At 72.4% G+C, this 18,944-nt stretch carries 8 protein-coding genes; 6 read left to right on the top strand and 2 right to left on the bottom strand.

The genetic code is table 11. The annotated features are described in order from the left end of the window. Nucleotides 1-3,344: 3,344 nt before the first annotated feature. Nucleotides 3,345-4,418, top strand: coding sequence for a DUF2891 domain-containing protein (locus FJ309_12820; GenBank protein MBM3955478.1), 1,074 nt, complete (start codon nucleotides 3,345-3,347; stop codon nucleotides 4,416-4,418). Between the two features lie 18 nt (nucleotides 4,419-4,436). Here the strand turns inward: FJ309_12820 and FJ309_12815 are convergent, their stop codons facing one another. Beyond that, the gene (locus tag FJ309_12815; protein ID MBM3955477.1) at nucleotides 4,437-5,846 is read right to left on the bottom strand and encodes a DUF1501 domain-containing protein; all 1,410 of its coding nucleotides are present in this window, start codon (nucleotides 5,844-5,846) and stop codon (nucleotides 4,437-4,439) included. A 278-nt stretch (nucleotides 5,847-6,124) separates the two neighbouring features. On the opposite strand from FJ309_12815, the gene FJ309_12810 reads away from it, so the two are divergent. Both FJ309_12810 and FJ309_12805 read left to right on the top strand, forming a co-directional pair. Continuing rightward, entirely contained in the window at nucleotides 6,125-7,477 is a 1,353-nt protein-coding gene (locus tag FJ309_12810; GenBank protein ID MBM3955476.1) for a DUF1501 domain-containing protein, read from the top strand. A gap of 33 nt (nucleotides 7,478-7,510) precedes the next feature. Continuing rightward, nucleotides 7,511-8,875 carry a pyrrolo-quinoline quinone gene (locus FJ309_12805; protein ID MBM3955475.1) on the top strand — a complete coding sequence of 455 codons (1,365 nt, stop codon included), beginning with the start codon at nucleotides 7,511-7,513 and terminating at the stop codon, nucleotides 8,873-8,875. A gap of 22 nt (nucleotides 8,876-8,897) precedes the next feature. Here the strand turns inward: FJ309_12805 and FJ309_12800 are convergent, their stop codons facing one another. After that, nucleotides 8,898-11,132, bottom strand: a complete 2,235-nt coding sequence (locus FJ309_12800) for a hypothetical protein (protein ID MBM3955474.1) — start codon at nucleotides 11,130-11,132, stop codon at nucleotides 8,898-8,900. On the opposite strand from FJ309_12800, the gene FJ309_12795 reads away from it, so the two are divergent. From FJ309_12795 to FJ309_12785, 3 genes are read left to right on the top strand one after another with little or no spacing between them, the layout of a single operon-like run. Further along, nucleotides 9,738-12,653 carry an MdtA/MuxA family multidrug efflux RND transporter periplasmic adaptor subunit gene (locus FJ309_12795; protein ID MBM3955473.1) on the top strand — a complete coding sequence of 972 codons (2,916 nt, stop codon included), beginning with the start codon at nucleotides 9,738-9,740 and terminating at the stop codon, nucleotides 12,651-12,653. The two genes, FJ309_12800 and FJ309_12795, sit on opposite strands and share 1,395 nt — an antisense overlap. A gap of 1 nt (nucleotide 12,654) precedes the next feature. Continuing rightward, the gene (locus tag FJ309_12790; protein ID MBM3955472.1) at nucleotides 12,655-15,813 is read left to right on the top strand and encodes an acriflavine resistance protein B; all 3,159 of its coding nucleotides are present in this window, start codon (nucleotides 12,655-12,657) and stop codon (nucleotides 15,811-15,813) included. Beyond that, nucleotides 15,810-18,908 carry a multidrug transporter subunit MdtC gene (locus FJ309_12785; protein ID MBM3955471.1) on the top strand — a complete coding sequence of 1,033 codons (3,099 nt, stop codon included), beginning with the start codon at nucleotides 15,810-15,812 and terminating at the stop codon, nucleotides 18,906-18,908. Before FJ309_12790 ends, FJ309_12785 begins: the two co-directional genes overlap by 4 nt. The last annotated feature ends 36 nt before the right edge of the window (nucleotides 18,909-18,944 follow it).

Here is an 18,944-nt window from a genome sequence, read left to right as displayed (position 1 = left end):
CGGCGACGTCGGCGCGGTCACGGTCTCCGTCGGCGGGTTCGCCGGATTCATCAAGGCGCACCGAGACGTGGCGGGGGTGCGTGCGTTCGGCGCCGTCGCCGGCCTCGGCGGCGGGGGCACCACCGGCGTGCCGGCGCTGGCCATCCAGGCCGGACGCAACGTCGGCAACGTCGAGTCGGTGTCGGCGGAGATCGACGCCCTGATCCAGGCGGGCGGGTCGATCGGCGACGTCACCGCCGCGGGCAACCTCACCGCCGGGCTCCTGGCCACGTCGGGTTCGATCGGTTCGATCACCTCGTCGGCCGGGTTCATCGAGAGCCCGTCGATCCAGGCGGGCGGCAGCATCGGGCCGGTGTCGGCCTACGGCGGCTTGCTCGCCACGTCGATCGTCGCCGGTGGTTCGCTCGGCCGGATCGACGCCCGCGTCGGCACGATCGAACTTTGCTACTTCCGCGCCACCGACATCGCCGGGATCGCGATCGTCGACGGCACCCTGCAGACCACGTCGATCGTCGCCAGTGGCTCGATCGGCGACATCGAGACGTTCGGCAGCATCGCCGGCCTGGGCATTTCCGACGTCAGTATCTCGGCCGAGGGCGCCGTCGGCCGGGTGGTCGGGCGGACGCACACCGGGTTCGGGATCAAGGGGCTCAAGCTCGACGCCGGCGGCACCGTCGCGGAGATCCGCGGTGTGTCGTACGGCCAGTTCGGCAGCCTCGGCGGCGGTGGCATCGTCGACGCCAATGTGGTGGCCGGCGGCATCGGATCGGTGTTCGGCGTCGGCTCGGGAGGCAGGGGGATCGAGAATTCGTCGTTCGTCACGCGCACGGTCCTCGATCCATCGGGCGTTCCGGACCGCAGCGCCGGCCTGATCGGCACTGTCTCCGGCCGCGGCTGGCTCGGCGGCCTCGTGAACGTCACCGTCGTCGCTCACTCCGACATCGGTACGATCTCCGGGGTCGCCGAACTGCGCGGCACCGGGATCGCACGTGGCTCCTACGACTCCCACTACGGCCGTATCGGGGCGATCGTCGCCGCCGGTGGTCCGGGCGAGGGCGGCATGGGGATCGATGCGAGCCGGTTCCAGGCGACCGATCTGGAGTTCGGTGGCATCGGCCGTGTGACCGCGTCGGCGAGCGCCGGCGGCCGTCACGCGATCTTCGACACCAAGATCCTCGCCGGGGGCAGCGGCATCGGTCCGGTGCGTGCGACCGTCCATGGCGGGGTCGATGGGAGCGGCATCGTCTTCGGCGAGATCCGCTCGTATGCCGGGCCGATCGCCTCGCTCGACGTCGTCGTCCGCTCGACGGAGGGCGAGGGGATCGTCAACGGCAAGGTGCAGGCGTCGGGTGATCTGGGGGCGCTGCGGGTCACGACGCTCGCCAAGACCGCGATCGCGCGGGGCGAGTTCACGTCGCGCGGCTCGTTCGGCCCGATCCGCGCCGAAGCGCAGAAGGGGGGCGTGGCGATTGACGGGGCGACGTTCTCGGCCCTCGGCCGGATCGCCGATCCTGCCGATCCGTCGTCGTGGGACGCCGATCCACTGGGCAATTTCGGCACGGTCACCGCGATCGCCGGGGGCACGGCCACCGACGCCCGTGGGATCGTCGATTCGACGTTCACGGCGATCGGCGGGTTCGGCAAGATCCTCGCCACGAGCCGGGGCGGCGCGGCCGTGACCGGCTCGACGTTCACCGCCGACAGCGACGGCAACGACGTCGGCTCGTTCGTCGCCATCGAGGCGATCAATACCGGCCGCCAGAAGGCCGATTCGGTCGGGATCAAGGATTCGACGTTCACCGGCGCCGGTATCGGGCCGGTGACTGCCCGGATCGTCACGATCGAAGGAGGTGAGGCGATCACCGGGTCCTCGTTCGAGGCGACGACCGCCATGTACGACGGTCTCGGCAACTTCGACGACACCGGCTCGATCGGCGCCGTCACCGTGACCAGTGCCGCGTCGGGCTTCGGCGGGATCGTCGGCAGCAAGGTGCTCGCCGGCGCCGCCGGGAGGATCGTCTCGGTCGCCGTCACCAGCGCCTCGGGGATCGGCATCGTCGACAGCACGTTCTCCGCGACGCGGGCCGACGTCGACCAAAACCGGTTCACCGGGTCGATCGGGCCGGTGACGGTGAACACCGGCCGGGCCGCGCGGGCGACGGCGAACACCGCCGGTATCCGCAACTCTTCGTTCGAGGCTCTGGCCGGCATCGGGGCGGTGACCGTGGATTCGATCGGCACGGGGATCGACGGCGCGACGTTCGATGCCGACGCCGACTTCGGCGGGATCGGCGACGTGCGCGGCAATCTCGGAGCGCTGACGGTCCGGGTGCCGGGGCGCAACGCCAGCGGTGTGATCGACAGCACGTTCACCGGGGCGAATCTCGGCGCGATCTCCGTGCGCCTGGCCGACAACGCCCTCACCGCCGGCGACGCGGTGGCCAACAGCACGTTCACGGCGCTGGCGGGCAGCATCGGCACCGTCACCGTCGTCCACGCCCGCGGGCTCTCGCCGACGACGCCCGGCACCGGCCTGGCGATTCGCGACTCGGTCTTCGAGGCGGTGACCGCGATCGGGGCGGTGTCGATCACCGGCCCGACATCGGGGGCGGAGTTCATCGTCACCGGTGGGCCGGTGATGCTGCGGGTGGCGGGCACCCCGTCGATCGCCTCGATCATGATCCGCGGCGCGAGCACCACCGGCGCCAGATTCCGCACGCCGGCGGGCATCGGCCCGGTCACGCTCTGGAACCTGCCGACGGGCGCCGTGGCTCGGGTGACGCTCGAGGCCGCCAGCGTGGGCGATCTGTCGGTCGGCTCGAGTGCGGCCAATGCCGACGTCCGGATCACGACCACGGCCGCCACACTCGCGTCGGTGTCGGCCGGCGGGGATCTCACGCTTGCCGCCTCGTCGCTCGAGACCGTGGGCAACTTCTTCGTCGGTGGCCGGCTGACGCTGCTCGACGCCGGGTTGCGGCAGCTGCGCACGGTGTCGGGGTCGTTCTCGGTCGGGTCGTTGGCGACGACGTCGTCGACCGTGTCGATCGGCGCGCCGGGGAGCCTCACGAGTACGATCGGTGCGATCCGGATCACCGCCGCCAATGCCGGAAGCGGCGTCTACGAGTTCGCCTTCGCCAACTATCTCGGCAGTCCCAACGCCGTCGTCGGCGGCGTGGCCGCGATGGCCACGCCCGCACCGGGAACGCTCGTCAACGGCGTGCGGCTCGTGCGCGGGTGAGCGCGGGGGGCACCGCCGGGTTCCCGATCGACCGGCTCTGGTACGCTGCCGCGGTGCGGGCCGGTCGGCGGTTCGCCTTCGATGCGCGAGCCGCGAGGAGCCCGCGATGGCTTGGGTCGTCCTGTTCGTGATCGCCTGCTGCCTCGTGCCCGCCGCCCGCGCGGAGCCGCTCACCGAGACCCGGGCCGTGGCGTTCGCCCGGCTCGCGATGGCGGGGATCGCGAAGGAGTATCCCAACAAGCCGGCCGACGTCCTCGAGGGGGATGGCGACGTGCGCCCGCCGCGCTCGGTCCATCCCGCGTTCTACGGCTGCTACGACTGGCACTCCGCCGTCCACGGCCACTGGATGCTCGTCCGCCTCCTGCGGACCGTCCCGGGGCTGCCGATCGAAGGGGAGATCCGCGCGGCGCTGGCCGCCAACCTGACCACCGCCAACCTCGAGGCCGAGGCGGCATTCTTCGCCCGGCCCGGCTCGAAATCGTACGAGCGCCCCTACGGCTGGGCCTGGCTCCTCAAGCTCGCCGAGGAGGTCCACGACTGGGACGATCCGCAGGGGCGGGAATGGAACGCCGCCCTGCGTCCGCTGGCCGACGTGATCGTGAATGGCTACCTCGCCTACTACCCGAAGCAGACCTACCCGACGCGGAGCGGCGTCCATTCGAGCACCGCGTTCGGCCTCGCCTTCGCCCTCGACTACGCGCGGGCCGTCGGCCACGCCGACCTCCAGCGCCTCGTCGTCGAGCGGAGCGGCGCGTATTTCGGCCGCGACGAACGGCTCCCCGCCGCGTGGGAGCCGGACGGCGTCGACTTCTTTTCGCCGAGCCTGATGGAAGCCGATCTGATGCGGCGCGTCCTGCCGGCGGAGGAGTTTCGCCGCTGGTTCGCCCGGGCGCTGCCCGACGTGGCCGTCGGGGGGCCGCCGAGCCTGATGGCGCCGGCGACCGTCGCCGACCGCAGCGATCCGCAGATCGTCCACCTCGATGGCCTCAACCTCAGCCGGGCGTGGTGCATGCGGAACATCGCCGGCTCGTTTCCCGAGGGGGATCCGCTCCGCCGCACGCTCGCCGACGCTGCCGACCGCCATGCCGCCGCTGCGCTGCCGCACGTCGCCAGCGGCGACTACGCCGGCGAGCACTGGCTGGCGTCGTTCGCGACGCTGCTGCTCACCGGGGGGCGCTGAACAGGCGTCGGCCGCCGCTCACCCGAGGATCGGCAGGACGGCGCCGCCGTCGAGGAGATCGTAGGGGCGGCCGAGGGGATCGACCGCGGCGAGGTCGGTGATCCCCAGCGCCGCGTACACGGTCCGGGCGACGTCGGCGGGATGCACCGGCGAGCCGGCGGGGTACTCGCCGCGCGGATCGGTGCGGCCGTGGACCGTGCCGCCCCGCACCCCGCCGCCGGCGAAGACCACGCTCATGCACGCCGTCCAGTGGTCGCGGCCGGCGCCCTTCACGCCGCCGGAGCGGGGATCGCCGATCCGCGGCTTGCGCCCCATCTCGCTGGTCACCAGCAACAGCGTCGAATCGAGCAGCCCGCGGTCGGCGAGGTCCGCCACGAGCGCCGAGAAGGCGCGGTCGAACTCGGGGAGGAGGTTGTCGCGGAGGCAGGCGAAATTGGCGGCGTGAGTGTCCCAGCCGCCGCCGCTGGCGCACTTCTTCGACACCACCTCGTCTTCCTCCGACCAGAAGACGGTGATGAACGGCACGCCGGCTTCGACGAGCCGCCGGGCCATCAACAGGCTCGTGCCGTTGATCGTCGGGCCGTAGCGTTCGCGCAGGGAGGCCGGTTCACGCCCGATGTCGAAGGCGCCGGCCGTGCCGGCGGCGGCGAGCAGCTCGAACGTGCGCTGCTGCTGCCGCGAATAGGTGCCGACCGCCGCCTCGTGGTCGAGGCCCCGGCGCAGCGAATCGAGCGACTCGAGGAGCACGCGCCGGTCGGACAAGCGCCGCATGCCGTCGGCCTCGACGACGAGGTCGGGCACGGTGAACGACAGCGGGTCGGCGAAGTCCCCCTTGAGGAAGAACGGATCATGTTCGCGGCCGAGCCGGCCGGCGAACTGGCCGGGACGGGTGTACGGCGGCTTGCTCGGGCGGTAGGGGAGCGTGAACGTCTGGGGCAGCGACGGATGGCGCGGGCGCCGGGCACCGACGACGCAGCCGATCGAGGGCCAGTCGTCGGGCTGCGGGCGGCGGTCGTTGCCCTGCGTGCGGAACGTGAGGTCAGGGGCGTGGCCGGTGAGGTTGAAGTAGTAGCCGGCGTGGTGGTCGCCGGTCGCCTGCCCGCCGTCGGTGAGGCCGTGGACGAGCGCCAGATGCTTCGCTTCGCGGGCCAGCAGCGGCATGTGCTCGCAGATCGTGACGCCGTCGGCGCCGGTGGCGATCGGACGGAACTCGCCGCGGAACTCCGACGGCGCGTCCGGCTTCATGTCCCACATGTCGACGTGGGACGAGCCGCCGCAGAGGAAGAACAGGATCGCGGAGCGTGCCTGGCCGGTCGCCGCAGCGGCCGTGCCAACCCCGGTCAGGCCAGCGAGCGCCGCGCCCGAGGCCTGGAGGACGGTGCGCCGCGAGGGCCGGCCGGGGAACAGGCTGGTGGGGGGAAAAGTCATCGCGAGGAGCCTCTGCGCGGGGCGGCACCCGGGCGGAAGGATACCAGCCGGCGGGCTCGGGCCCGGAGGCCTCCTTCCAGTGGATGCGCAACCCCGTGGCAGACGGCGTGTTGCGCCCGTGTGGCAGCCGCGCTGCCCGGAGCGGACCGTTCGGGTAAACTTGTAGCCGCCCGTCCGCCGATCCCCAACCGAGAGGGGCGATCGGCACCAGCCCCGATCCGACGGTGCTCGCCTGCGGGCGTTGCCCCCGCCATCCGCTTCTCGCCGGAGACCTTCCGATGCTCCAGATCCGTGGGCGTGCCCTCGGGGCCGGCGGCTTTTGCGACCGTGTCGGCCGCCGGCGGTTCATCGAGATCGGCGGTCTGGGGGCGTTTGGTCTCGGCCTGCCGGCGCTGCTCCGTGCCGAGCATTCCGGTGGTGTTCCTGGCGGCATCAAGGGCAAGCGGTCGGTGATCCTCGTCTGGATGCACGGCGGCCCGTCGCAGCTCGACACGTTCGACATGAAGCCCGAGGCTCCGGCCGAGGTGCGCGGGCCGTTCGAGCCGATCGGCACCAACCTGCCGGGACTCGACATCTGCGAGCTGCTGCCGCGGCACGCCAAGGTGATGGACAAGTGCACGGTGATCCGCAGCTTCTCGCACGGCAACGCCGATCACTGGGCGGCCGCGCACTGGATGCTCACCGGCCGGCTCGGCGCGACAGGCGGCGACCGCAAGCCGCGTTATCCGTCGATGGGGGCGGTGGCCAGCCGGCTCCTCGGTCCGAAACTGCCCGGGGCGCTGGCCGCGGTCAACATGAACGACGGCGGCTTCGGGTTCCACGGCGCCGCCTGGCTCGGCGTCAACCACAACCCGCTCCAGTGTGGGTCGTTCAGCTACGGCAACGAGGCGGGAAGCCTGCCGGCGAGCGACGCCAAGAGCTTCGCGCTGGCCGACGGTCTTTCCGAGAAGCGGCTCATCGACCGGGTCGCCCTCCGCGGCCAGCTCGACGCCCTCAAGCAGCGCGTCGACGAGGAGCGGGTCTTCGACCAGATGGACTCGGTCGAACAGCAGGCGATGGACCTCGTGCTCTCCGGCAAGGTGCGCAAGGCGTTCGATGTCGGCGCGGAGCCGGCCGAGGTTCGCGACCGCTACGGCGCCGGCTGGGGGGAGCAGGCGCTGCTCGCGCGGCGGCTGGTCGAGGCGGGGGTCCGCTACGTCTCGCTCAACACCGGCTACTTCGACGACCATGGCAACATCGGCCCGGCGCTCAAGGACAAGCTCCCGCGCCACGACCGCGCCGTGGGCACGCTGATCGCCGACCTCGCCGAGCGCGGCCTGCTCGACGACACGCTGGTCGTCGTCGCCGGCGAATTCGGCCACACGCCCGTGATCAACAAGGACGCCGGCCGCGACCACTGGCCGCAGGCCCAGAGCATCCTCCTCGCCGGCGGTGGCTACCGGCACGGGCAGGTGATCGGCAGCACCAACGCCAAGGCCGAGCATCCGACCTCGCGGGCGATCGGCGTCGAGGACTTCTGTGCGATCGTCTACCACGCGATGGGGCTGTCGATCGAGGACACCGTGGTCGACCTCACTGGCCGTCCCACGCAGCTCGTGCCGGGCGGCCGGGTCCCGGCGGAACTGCTCTGAACCGCTCCCTTTCCTGACGCCGGGAACGTCGCCATGCCGCGCCTGCCGGGCGGTCGACTCTGCCTGTCGATCGCGTTGGTCCTGGGAACCGCCTGCCCGCTCGCCGCCGAGGGCCCGGCGGGGCGCGATTGGCGTCAGTGGCGCGGGCCGGCGAGCGACGGCCATGCCGTCGGCAGCGGCATCCCCTCGGCATGGTCGTCGTCCGCCAACCTCCTCTGGCGCACGCCGCTGCCGGGCAAGGGGGGAGCGACTCCGTGCGTCGCCGACGGTCGGATCTTCCTCACCAGCAACGACCTGTCGATCGGCGGCGGCGACGGGCTGGTGGTGATGTGCGTGAACGCCGCCGACGGCCGCGTCCTCTGGAAGCGCCCCGTCGCCACCGGCAACCAGGATGCCCGGGCCGGCGAGGGCAACTCCGCGTCGCCGTCGCCGACCACCGACGGGAAGTTCGTCTGGAGCCTGTTCGGCACCGGGATCCTCGCCTGCCACACCGTCGGCGGCGAGGAGCGCTGGCGGATCGACCTCGGCGAGCGCTTCGGGCCGATCGACATCCAGTTCGGTCTGACGTCAACGCCGGTGGTTGACGGCGACGGCCTCTACCTCCAGCTCATCCACGGCCCGATGCGGATGGACGACCCGACGCGCGTCGGCAAGGTGATCCGCCTCGACGCGCGCAGCGGCCGCACGGTGTGGGCGGTCGAGCGCGCCACCGACGCGGCCTTCGAGTGCAAGCATTCCTACGCCTCGCCGCTGCTCTACCGGCACGACGGGCGCGAGTTCCTCGTCGTCCACGGCGCCGACTGCACCACCGGCCACGCCCTGGCCGACGGCCGTGAGCTGTGGCGGTTCGGCGGCCTCAACGGCCCGACCGCGACCAACCCCAAGCCGCACGACGCCACGTTCCGGTTCGTCGCCTCGCCGGGACTCGCCCCGGGGCTGATCGTGCTGCCGACGGCGAAGGGGGGGCCGACGGTGGCGCTCGAGGTGAGCGACCGTCTCGCCGGCGACTGCACGGGGAGGCGCGAGGTGGTGCGCTGGGTCAATCCGCGCACCCCCGACGTCGCCTGCCCGCTCGTCGCCGACGGCCTGGTCTACCTGCTCCACAACGACGGCCAGTTGCAGTGCGTCGATGCCGCCAGCGGGGAGAACGTCTACGTCTCGCGGACGCACACCGGCCAGCACCGCTCGAGCCCGGTGCTCGTCGACGGCAAGCTCTATTTCGGCTCCAACGACGGCTGGGTGTCGGTGGTCCGCGCGGGGCGCGAGTTCGAGCTGGTCGGGTCCGTCGACGTCGGTGAGGCGGTGAGCGCGTCGGCGGTCGTCGCCGACGGCGTGCTCTATCTGCGGTCGGCCGAGGCGCTGTACGCGATCCAGTCGGGCGCGGCGCCCGGCGAGTGATCGACGCGGTCGCGGTCGCCGGTCAGGGGGCGGTTCGGCCCCGGACGGTCAGCCGCGCGATCTCGTCGTCACCGAGTGCGCGGTCGAACACGGTCACCTCGTCGATCCGTCCCTCCCAGTTGGAGTCGTTGTCGCTGCGGCCGCCGACGAACAGGTGCGGGATCGCGCCGAGCGCCCCGGCGGGGCAGGCGACGTCGATGTCGGGCGCGCCGTCGAGCCAGACGCGAACGCGCTCCCCGTCGCGGACGATGACGACGTGGGCCCATGTCCAGCGCGGGATCGTGCCCCGGCCGACGGCGACGGGCTCCGGCCCCGCGCCGTGGAGGAACAGCAGCCGTCCCGCGTGCGGGCCACTCCCGGCGAGGCCGAGGTGGTCGCCCGAGGTCCCGAGGCCGTGGTCGGGGCCGCGCGAGATCGCCCACCCCGCGACCGGCCGGGCGCCGTCGGGCATGCCGTTCCAGACCCAGGCCGAGACGGTCGTATCGCCGCCGACGCGGTCGAGGCGGGCGCGGATCCGCCCGCCGGCGGTGCAGGCGGCGCGGGCGACGGCGTGCGGCCCGCAGAAGGCGGGGCCCTCGGGGCCGGACAGCGCGTGGGTGATCCCCGGCTCGTACAGCGCGTCGTGCCCGCGGCCGCTGGCATCGGCGGCGTGCGGACCGGTGAGCTCGTCGAGGCGCCAGCACGCCCACGGGGCGAGCGCCAGCGTGGCCTCGAGGAGCGGGCCGGCGGGGAGGCCGTCGGGGCGGCGCGGTCGGCCGCTGACCTCCTCGAGCAGTTCGAGGGCGGCGGCGGCGATCTTCGGCTCGGCGGCGGTCTCGAGCCCCGCCGAGCGCGCCGCCCAGGTGTTGTAGCCGCCGAGGGGATGCTGCTCGGGGGGCGGGATGTAGCCGTCGCCGCCGTTGGCCAGTTCGATCACCATCGTCGCGGCGAGCGGGCTGGCGGCCTTGAGACGCAGGCCGGTGATCGCGTAGGTCTCGCACGGCGTCGTGGCGATCGCGATCGGCCCGACGCGCAGTGCCTGCACCACCACCTCGGTGCGCTGCCGGCGATGGAGCTCGATCTGCTCCCGGGCGTAGACCTCGGTGGTGTCGCGCGGCGGTCGGTCGCCGAGGGCCGCCACGATCCGCTCGGCCCACTCGAGACGCTGCGTGTCGGGCACGCGGTAGGCGAGCGAGAGGCGCCGCTCGGCCATCGCGAGATCGAGGTCGGCCCGGTATTCGATGCCGGAGACGGCGCGGGCCGCGAGGTCGGCCAGCCGCGATGCGTAGTCATCGATCGTCGGCTCGGCACGCCGCTCCTTGGGCACCGCGTAATCGACGCGCCAGATGTCGCCACTGCACCCGTGGGCCAGCGCCGCCAGGCCGCCGCCGAGGCGGCGCTCGAGCGCCGTGCAGAACACCCCGAAGTAGTCGGCGCTGATCTCCTGGTCGCCGAAATAGTGCATCGAAAAGGTCGCCAGAGCCGCCAGTGGGCGGCCGTCACGGTGCTGGATCGAGATCACCGCCAGCTCCGGGTCTTCGGGGCCGGCCTCGCCGGTGACGTCGTCGGGGTTTGCGGCGGCGTGCATGTTGGCGCGGACGGTGGGATTGCCGAAGGGATCGTCGACGATCCGGTCGGGGCGGCGGATCCACTGGCGCAGGGCGGTGAACTCGGCGGCGTCGATCCGGCCGAAGCCGATCCGTGCAGGCGTGAGTGCCGCGGCGGCTTCGGCCACCGCGGTGACGAGCCGCTCACGGAGGAAGGGGACGTAGGCGGGGTCGGCCTCGGTGCCGAGGCATCCCATCGCCGCGGGGGCGGAATGGGTGTGGGTGGCGGCGAGGAGGATCCGCGTGGCCGGGATCCCGCAGCGCGTGGCCGCGGCGGCCTTGACCTCGTCGCACAGCTCGCGCGGCAGCATGCAGGTGTCGACGATGACGATCGCGATCCGCTCGCCGCCGGAGCCGAGGGCGATGGCGCGGGCGTGGAGCGGCGACTTCACCCGGTCGAGCGACCGCGTCAGCATCCCCCCGTTGACGATCGCGGGCAGCGTACGCGGGGTGATGTCGACCAGTGCCGCCCCGGCGTGGAGGCCGTCGAGCGCGGCGGGGTGCTCGGCGCCGGGTGCGGCCTCGCCGACGACAGCAAGGAGCGTGGCCAAGACACGCGTGAAGCAGGTGCGGTACGTCGCGGGGAAGGGCGTCATGGTTTGGTCCGAAAGGGAACGGAGCCGGTGACGGCAGATGGGGCGGGTGTCGGGCCAGATGAGGTCGCGGGCCATCCGCCGCGCCGGGCAGGATACCGGGGCCCACCACGGGCCGGTGAGCGGGCCCCGGTCGCAGAGGCCGGGGGAGCGCTCGGCCGGGATGTGCGACAGGCACGACCGTCACGACCGGCAGCGGAGCCGGGGCGTTTTGCAGCGGGAGCGGTGCGCCGCCGGCAGGAACCGCGGGGCGGGAATAGAATCTTCCCGACCGGTCCGCCGTTGGATGTCACCGGCCCTCGGATCCCCCGCATGACCACCTCCCCGCCGCCGGCCGCAGGACTCCCGACCGGCTCGGCGCCGTCGGCAACGCCCGCCCGTGCCCGGCGCGGCTGGCTGGGGATGGCGGTCGCGCTGCTCGCGATGGCGGCGACCGGCGCGGCAGTCGTCGAGCCGAGGCTTTTCGACGAGGTCGCCAAGCGGCTGCTCCCGGCCCCGGCCCCGCCCAAGGCGCCGCCGCCACGCGTCGTCCCCGTGGCCACGGCCGCCGCCCGCCGCTCCGATATCCTCGTCACCCTCGACAGCCTGGGAACCGTCGTGCCGCTGGCGAGCGTCACCGTCCGCAGCCGGGTCGACGGGGAATTGGTCGACGTCGCCTTCGCCGAGGGCCAAGACGTCGCCGAGGGGGAGCTGCTCGCCACGGTCGACGAGCGGCCGTTCCGCGTCCGTCTCCGCCAGGCGGAGGCGGAGCTCGCCCGTGACGAGGCGATGCTCGAAGCCGCCCGGCTCGATCTCGAACGCTACGAATCGCTCCGTGAATTGCGGCAGGTCACCGCCCAGCAGATCGACGCCCAGCGCGCCCTCGTCCGCCAGGCCGAGGCGGCGTTGGAGATCGACCGGGCGCGGATCGACGACGCCCGGCTGCAGATCGACTACTGCCGGATCGTGGCGCCGATCCCGGGGAGGATCGGCCTGCGGCTCGTCGATCCCGGCAACATCGTCCGCGCCAACGACCCGACGGGGATCGCGGTCGTGGCCCAGCTCCACCCGATCACGGTGGTGTTCACGGTACCGCAGGACGACGTGATCCGCGTCCAACGCGCCCTCGAAGCCGACGGCGCGCTGCCGGTCGAGGCTTTCAACCGCGACTTCCGCACCCGCCTCGCCACCGGCACGCTGCTGGCGGTCGACAACCAGGTCGACGCCGCGACCGGCACCGTCCGGCTCAAGGCGGTGTTTCCCAACGACGACGACGCGCTGTTTCCGGCGCAGTTCGTCAACGCCCGGCTGCTCGTCGAGACGGTCCGCGATGCCGTCGTGATCCCCGCCGCCGCGCTGCAGCGCGGTCCGGTCACGTCGTTCGTGTACGTCGTCCAGCCCGACTCGACGGTGGCGCTGCGCACGGTGCAGCCCGGGGCGGTGCAGGGGGATCTGGTCTCGATCACCGAGGGGTTGGCGCTCGACGAGGCGGTGGTCACCGACGGCATCGACCGCCTCACCGACAAGGCCAAGGTCAGTGTCAAGGGGAGCGGGGCGCCGGCGCCCGGCTCGCCCCCCGCCGCCGTCGCGGGAAAGCCGGGCGCCCCGCCGGGGCCCTGACATGAACCTCTCCCGGCCCTTCATCCTCCGGCCGGTGGCCACCTGGCTGCTGATGGTCGCTCTCCTCCTGGCCGGGGTGCTCGCCTGGCGCGCCCTGCCGATCGCCGCGCTGCCGCAGGTCGAATACCCGACGATCCAGGTGGTGACGTTCCATCCGGGGGCGAGCCCCGAGGTGATCACCGCCACGGTGACGGCTCCGCTCGAGCGGCAGTTCGCCCAGGTGCCGGGGCTCGAGCAGATGACCTCGGCCAGTTCGGCCGGCTGCTCGACGATCACGCTCCGTTTCGACCTCGATCTCGACATCGACGTCGCCACGCAGCAGGTTCAGGCGGCGATCAGCGCGGCGGCCGCCTACCTGCCGGCCGACCTCCCCAATCCGCCGGTGTACACCAAGACGAATCCCGCCGACGCGCCGGTGCTCACCCTCGCGTTGACCAGCGACACGCTGCCGCTGACGCGCGTCCAGGATCTCGCCGACGCGCGGCTGGCCCAGAAGATCTCGCAGCTTTCCGGCGTCGGCCTCGTGAGCCTGTCGGGGGGACAGAAACCGGCGATCCGCATCCAGGCCAATCCCGTCGCCCTGGCGGCACTCGGCCTGGGGATGGAGGACCTCCGCCAGGCGCTGGTGCAGGCGAGCGTCAACATGGCCAAGGGGAGCCTCGACGGCAGCCGCCAGGCGTTCACGATCGCCGCCGACGACCAGCTCCTCACCAGCGCCGAGTTCCGCGGGCTGGTGATCGGCTGGCGCAACGGCGCCGCGATCCGCCTCACGGACGTGGCCGAGGTGGTCGACGGGCCGGAGAACGTCCGCCAGGCGGCCTGGATGAACGACCGCCCGGCGGTGATCGTCAACATCCAGCGCCAGCCGGGGGCCAACATCATCGCCGTCGTCGACTCGATCAAGGCGCTGCTGCCGCAGCTCGAGGCGTCGCTGCCGGCGGCGGTCGAGGTCCACGTGCTCACCGACCGGACGACGACGATCCGCGCCGGGATCGCCGGCGTCCAGCACGAGCTGCTGCTGACCGTGGCCCTGGTGGTGTTCATCATCTTCCTGTTCCTCCGCGACCTGACCGCGACGGTGATCCCCGGCGTGGCGGTGCCGCTGTCGCTGATCGGGACCTGTGCGGTGATGCACCTCCTCGGCTACAGCCTCAACAACCTCACGCTGATGGCGCTGACGATCTCGACCGGGTTCGTCGTCGACGACGCGATCGTGATGATCGAGAACGTCGTCCGTCACCTCGAGCGCGGCGAGAAACCGCTCCAGGCGGCGCTGGTCGGCGCCGCGGAGATCGGGTTCACGATCGTCAGCCTGAGCGTCAGCCTGGTGGCGGTGTTGATCCCGCTGCTGTTCATGGGCGACGTCGTCGGCCGGCTGTTCCGCGAGTTCGCCGTGACGCTGGCCGTGACGATCCTCGTCTCGGCGCTGGTCTCGCTGACGCTGACGCCGATGATGTGCGCCACGCTGCTCACGCACCGCGACGCCGCTGGCCACGGCTGGCTCCACCGCGCCACCGAGAAGCTGTTCGACGGCCTCCTCGCCGCCTATGCCGTGACCCTCCGGCTGGTGCTCGCCAACCGGCTGCTGACGCTGGCCGTCGCCGCGGCCACGCTGTGGCTGACGATCGACCTCGCGCGCCGCGTCCCGAAGGGATTCTTCCCGGTGCAGGACACCGGGGTCGTGCTCGGCATCACCACGGCACCGCCGACGGTCTCGTTCGCCGCCCTCGCCGAGCGGCAGCAGGAGCTCAACCGCGCCCTGCTGGCCGACCCGGCGGTCGAGAGCCTGTCGAGCTTCATCGGCGTCGACGGCGTCAACACCACGCCCAACGCCGGACGGATCCTCGTCAACCTCCGCCCCCTCGGCGAGCGCCACGAGCCGATCGCCGTCGTCATCCGCCGGCTCCACGACCGCGCCGCGGCCGTCGCCGGCATCACGCTCCACATGCAGCCGGTCCAGGAGATGACCGTCGAGACGCGCGTCAGCCGGACGCAGTACCAACTGGCGCTGGAAAGTGCCGACGGGGCCGAGCTGGCCGAGTGGGCGCCGCGCGTCGTCGAGCGCCTGGCGGCGCTGCCGGAGCTCGCCGACGTCGCCAGCGACCAGCAGGACGGCGGTCTCGAGGCGCGGCTCGTCATCGACCGCGACAGCGCCGCCCGCCTCGGCGTGACCCCGCAGATGATCGACGACGTGCTCTACGACGCCTGCGGCCAGCGGCAGATCTCGATCCTGTTCACCCAGCTCAACCAATACCGCGTCGTCCTCGAGACGCTGCCCGAATTCCGCCGGCGCCCCGAGGATCTCGCCGGCCTGTACCTCAGCCCGGCGCCGGGCGGTACCGATGCAGCGCCGCCCCGCCGGGCCGGCGACCGGATGGGCGACGCCACCGGACGCGTGCCCCTGGCCGCCGTGACCCGCCTCGAGGAGACGACCGCGCCCCTGGTGATCAACCGCCAGGGGCAGTTCCCGGCGGTGACGGTGTCGTTCAACCTCGCCGAAGGGGTGTCGCTGGGGTCGGCGGTGGCGGCGATCGAAGCGGCCCGGCGGGAGATCGGCCTGCCCCCCGGTGTCCAGGCGTCGTTCCAGGGAACGGCGGCCGCCTTCCAGTCGTCGGCCGCCAACCAGGCGCTGCTGGTGATCGCGGCGATCGTCGCGGTGTACATCGTCCTCGGCGTGCTCTACGAGAGCTTCATCCACCCGATCACGATCCTCTCCACGCTTCCCAGCGCCGGCGTCGGGGCGCTGGTGGCGCTGGGCTGGAAGGGCCTCGATCTCGACGTCATCGCCCTGATCGGCGTCATCCTCCTCATCGGGATCGTCAAGAAGAACGCGATCATGATGATCGACTTCGCCCTCGACGCGCAGCGCGCCGGCATCGACGGCCGCCCGGTCGGCCCGACGGTGGCCATCGAGCAGGCCTGCCTGCTCCGCTTCCGGCCGATCATGATGACGACGATGGCGGCGCTGCTCGGCGCCGTCCCCCTGGCTCTCGGCGGCGGCGTCGGGTCGGAGCTGCGCCGGCCGCTGGGGATCACGATCATCGGCGGCCTCGTCGTCAGCCAGGTGCTCACGCTGTACACGACGCCGGTGATCTACCTGTGGTTCGACAGCCTCGCCGCCCCGTTCCGGCGCCGGCCGGCCGCGGAGGAGGACACGTGAACCTCTCCGCCTGGTTCATCCACCGTCCGGTGGGAACGACGCTCCTCACGGTGGCGATCACGCTCGCCGGCGCGTTGAGCTGGTTCCACCTCCCGGTGTCGCCGCTTCCGCAGATCGAATATCCGACGGTCAACATCGGTGCCGCGCTGCCCGGCGCCAGCCCCGAGACGATGGCCTCGGCCGTGGCCACGCCGCTGGAGCGGCAGTTCGGCCTGATCGCCGGCGTCACCGAGATGACCAGCGTCAGCACGCTCGGGCAGACGTCGGTGACGCTCCAATTCGAGCTCGGCCGCGACATCGACGCCGCCGTTCGCGACGTCCAGGCGGGGATCAACGCGGCACGGAGCCGCCTCCCCGCCAATCTCCCCGGCAATCCCTCGGGGCGCAAGGTCAACCCGGCCGACGCGCCGGTGATGATCATGGCGATCACCTCCCCGCTCCACGACAAGCCGCGTCTCCAGGACGTCGCCGCCACGATCCTCCAGCCGAAGCTCGCGCAGGTGCCGGGGGTCGGCCAGGTCGTGGTCAGCGGCGGCTCGGCGCCGGCGGTGCGCGTGAGCGTCAATCCGACCGTTCTCGAGCGCTACGGTCTCGGGCTCGACGACATCCGCACGGCGCTGCGCCAAGCCAACGCCGCCCGGCCGAAGGGGGTCGTCGACGACGGCGTGCAGTCGTGGTCGATCGCCACGACCGACCAGTTGTTCACCGCCGACGAGTACCGCCGCCTCGTCGTCGCCTGGCGGCCGGCGGGTGCGGTGCGCCTCGGCGACGTGGCCACGGTCAGCGACGCGGTCGAAGACGTGCGCGTGGCCGGGGTGTTCAACGGCGCGCCGACGATCATGCTGATCGTCTACCGGCAGCCGACCGCCAACATCATCGACTGCGTCGATCGGGTGCAGGCCCTGCTGCCGACGCTCCGCGCGCAGATCCCGGCCGGGATGAAGCTCGACGTCGCCATGGACCGCACGACGGTCATCCGGGCGAGCATCGCCGACGTCGAGCACACGCTGATCCTGTCGGTGCTGCTCGTGGTCGGCGTCGTCTGGCTGTTCCTCCGCGACTGGCGCGCGACGCTGATCCCGGCGGTCGCGGTGCCGGTGTCGCTGGTGACGACCTTCGCTTTCATGCACCTCTTCGGCTACAGCGTCAACAACCTCACGCTGATGGCGCTGTCGATCGCCACCGGGTTCGTCGTCGACGACGCGATCGTCGTCCTCGAGAACGTCGCCCGTCATCGTGAGGCCGGGCTGAGCCCGCTGGCGGCGGCCCTCCGCGGGGCCCGTGAGATCGCCTTCACGGTCGTCTCGATCAGCGTCTCGCTGGTCGCGGTGTTCATCCCGATCCTGCTGATGGGCGGGCTGGTGGGACGGCTGTTCCGCGAATTCGCCGTCACGCTCTCGGTGGCGATCGTCGTCTCGATGGCCGTGTCGCTGGCGACGACACCGATGATGTGCGCGTGGCTGCTGCGCGGGAGGCCGTCCGGCGCCACGGGGGAGTCGGCCGGCGCGGCGGCCCGGCTCTACGGCCGGCTGCTGCGCGTGGTGCTCGCCCACCCCCGGCTGACGATGGTGGTCAACCTGGCGACGATGGCGCTGACGGTGTGGCTGTACACGATCGTCCCCAAGGGGTTTTTCCCACAGCAGGACACCGGGCGGCTGACCGGCACGCTCGATGCCGATCAGGACGCCTCGTTCCAGACGATGAGCGGCCTGCTGACGCGGTTTTCCCGGGCGATCGCCGCCGATCCGGCCGTCGCGGGCGTGACCGGCTCGACCGGCGGCCCGGCCGGCGGCAGCCCCAACGCGGCGCGGATGTTCATCAGCCTCGTGCCCCGCGACCGCCGCGAGCTGTCGGCGATGGAGGTCATCGGCCGGCTGCGGCAGAAGCTCGCCGCGCTGGCCGGGGCGACGCTGGTGATGCAGCCGGTCCAGGACCTGCGGATCGGCGGCCGGCCGAGCAGCTCCCAATTCCAGTACACGCTCCGCAGCGACACGCTCGAAGACCTCGAGGCCTGGGGGCCGCGGGTCGTCCGCGCGCTGCGGGGCATGCCGGAGCTGGCCGACGTCCGCAGCGACCAGCAGATGCGCGGGCTCCAGGCGCGGCTGTCGATCGACCGCGATGCCGCCGCCCGGCTCGGGGTCACGCCGCAGGCGATCGACGAGGCGCTGTACGACGCCTTCGGGCAACGGCAGGTGTCGATCATGCACCGGCCGCTCGGCCAGTACCGTGTCGTCCTCGGGATGGAGCCCGAATTCCTCGCCGACCCGGCGGCGCTCCGCACCGTGCACGTCACCGGGCGCGACGGCAGCCGGGTGCCGCTGGAGAGCGTCGGTACCATCGACACCGCCCACGCGCCGTTGTCGGTCAACCACACCGGGCAATTCCCCTCGGCGACCGTGTCGTTCAACCTCGCCCCCGGGGTGGCGCTCGGCGAGGCCGTGACCGCGGTCGAGGAGACGATCGCCGGGCTGGGGATGCCGGCGACGGTCCGCGGCGGGTTCTCCGGGACGGCCCGGCTGTTTCTCGCCTCGCTCGCCGACCAGCCGCTGCTGGTGCTGGCGGCGGTGGTCACCGTGTACATCGTCCTCGGGATCCTCTACGAGAGCCTCGTCCACCCGTTGACGATCATCTCCACGCTCCCCAGCGCCGGCCTCGGGGCCTTGGTCGCGCTGCTCGCCAGCGGCATGGAGCTCGACGTGATGGGGATGATCGGGATCATCCTCCTCATCGGAATCGTCAAGAAGAACGCGATCATGATGATCGACTTCGCGATCGAGGCCCGGCGCGAGCGCGGTCTGTCGGCAGCCGCGGCGATCGAGGAGGCCTGCATCCTCCGCTTCCGTCCGATCACGATGACGACCCTCGCGGCGCTCCTCGGTGGCTTGCCCCTGGCACTGGGGACGGGGCCGGGAGCCGAGCTGCGCTGGCCGCTGGGGATCGCGATCGTCGGAGGTCTGGCGGCGAGTCAGGTGCTGACGCTGTTCACGACCCCGGTCGTCTACCTGTGGCTGGAATGGCTGCGCCCGGAGCGGTCGGTCGCGCCCCGGGCGGACGGCGCCGTCGTCCTCGGCCGCGCCGAACCGGCGGGCGTATGATGCGAAGCCGTCCTCGTCGCCGCGGGTGAGATGCCG

The organism is Planctomycetota bacterium (assembly GCA_016872555.1).
Lineage (GTDB): Bacteria > Planctomycetota > Planctomycetia > Pirellulales > UBA1268 > F1-20-MAGs016.
The sequence above is the reverse complement of the archived record's forward strand: the minus strand, read 5'-3'. Positions and strand labels throughout refer to the sequence as shown.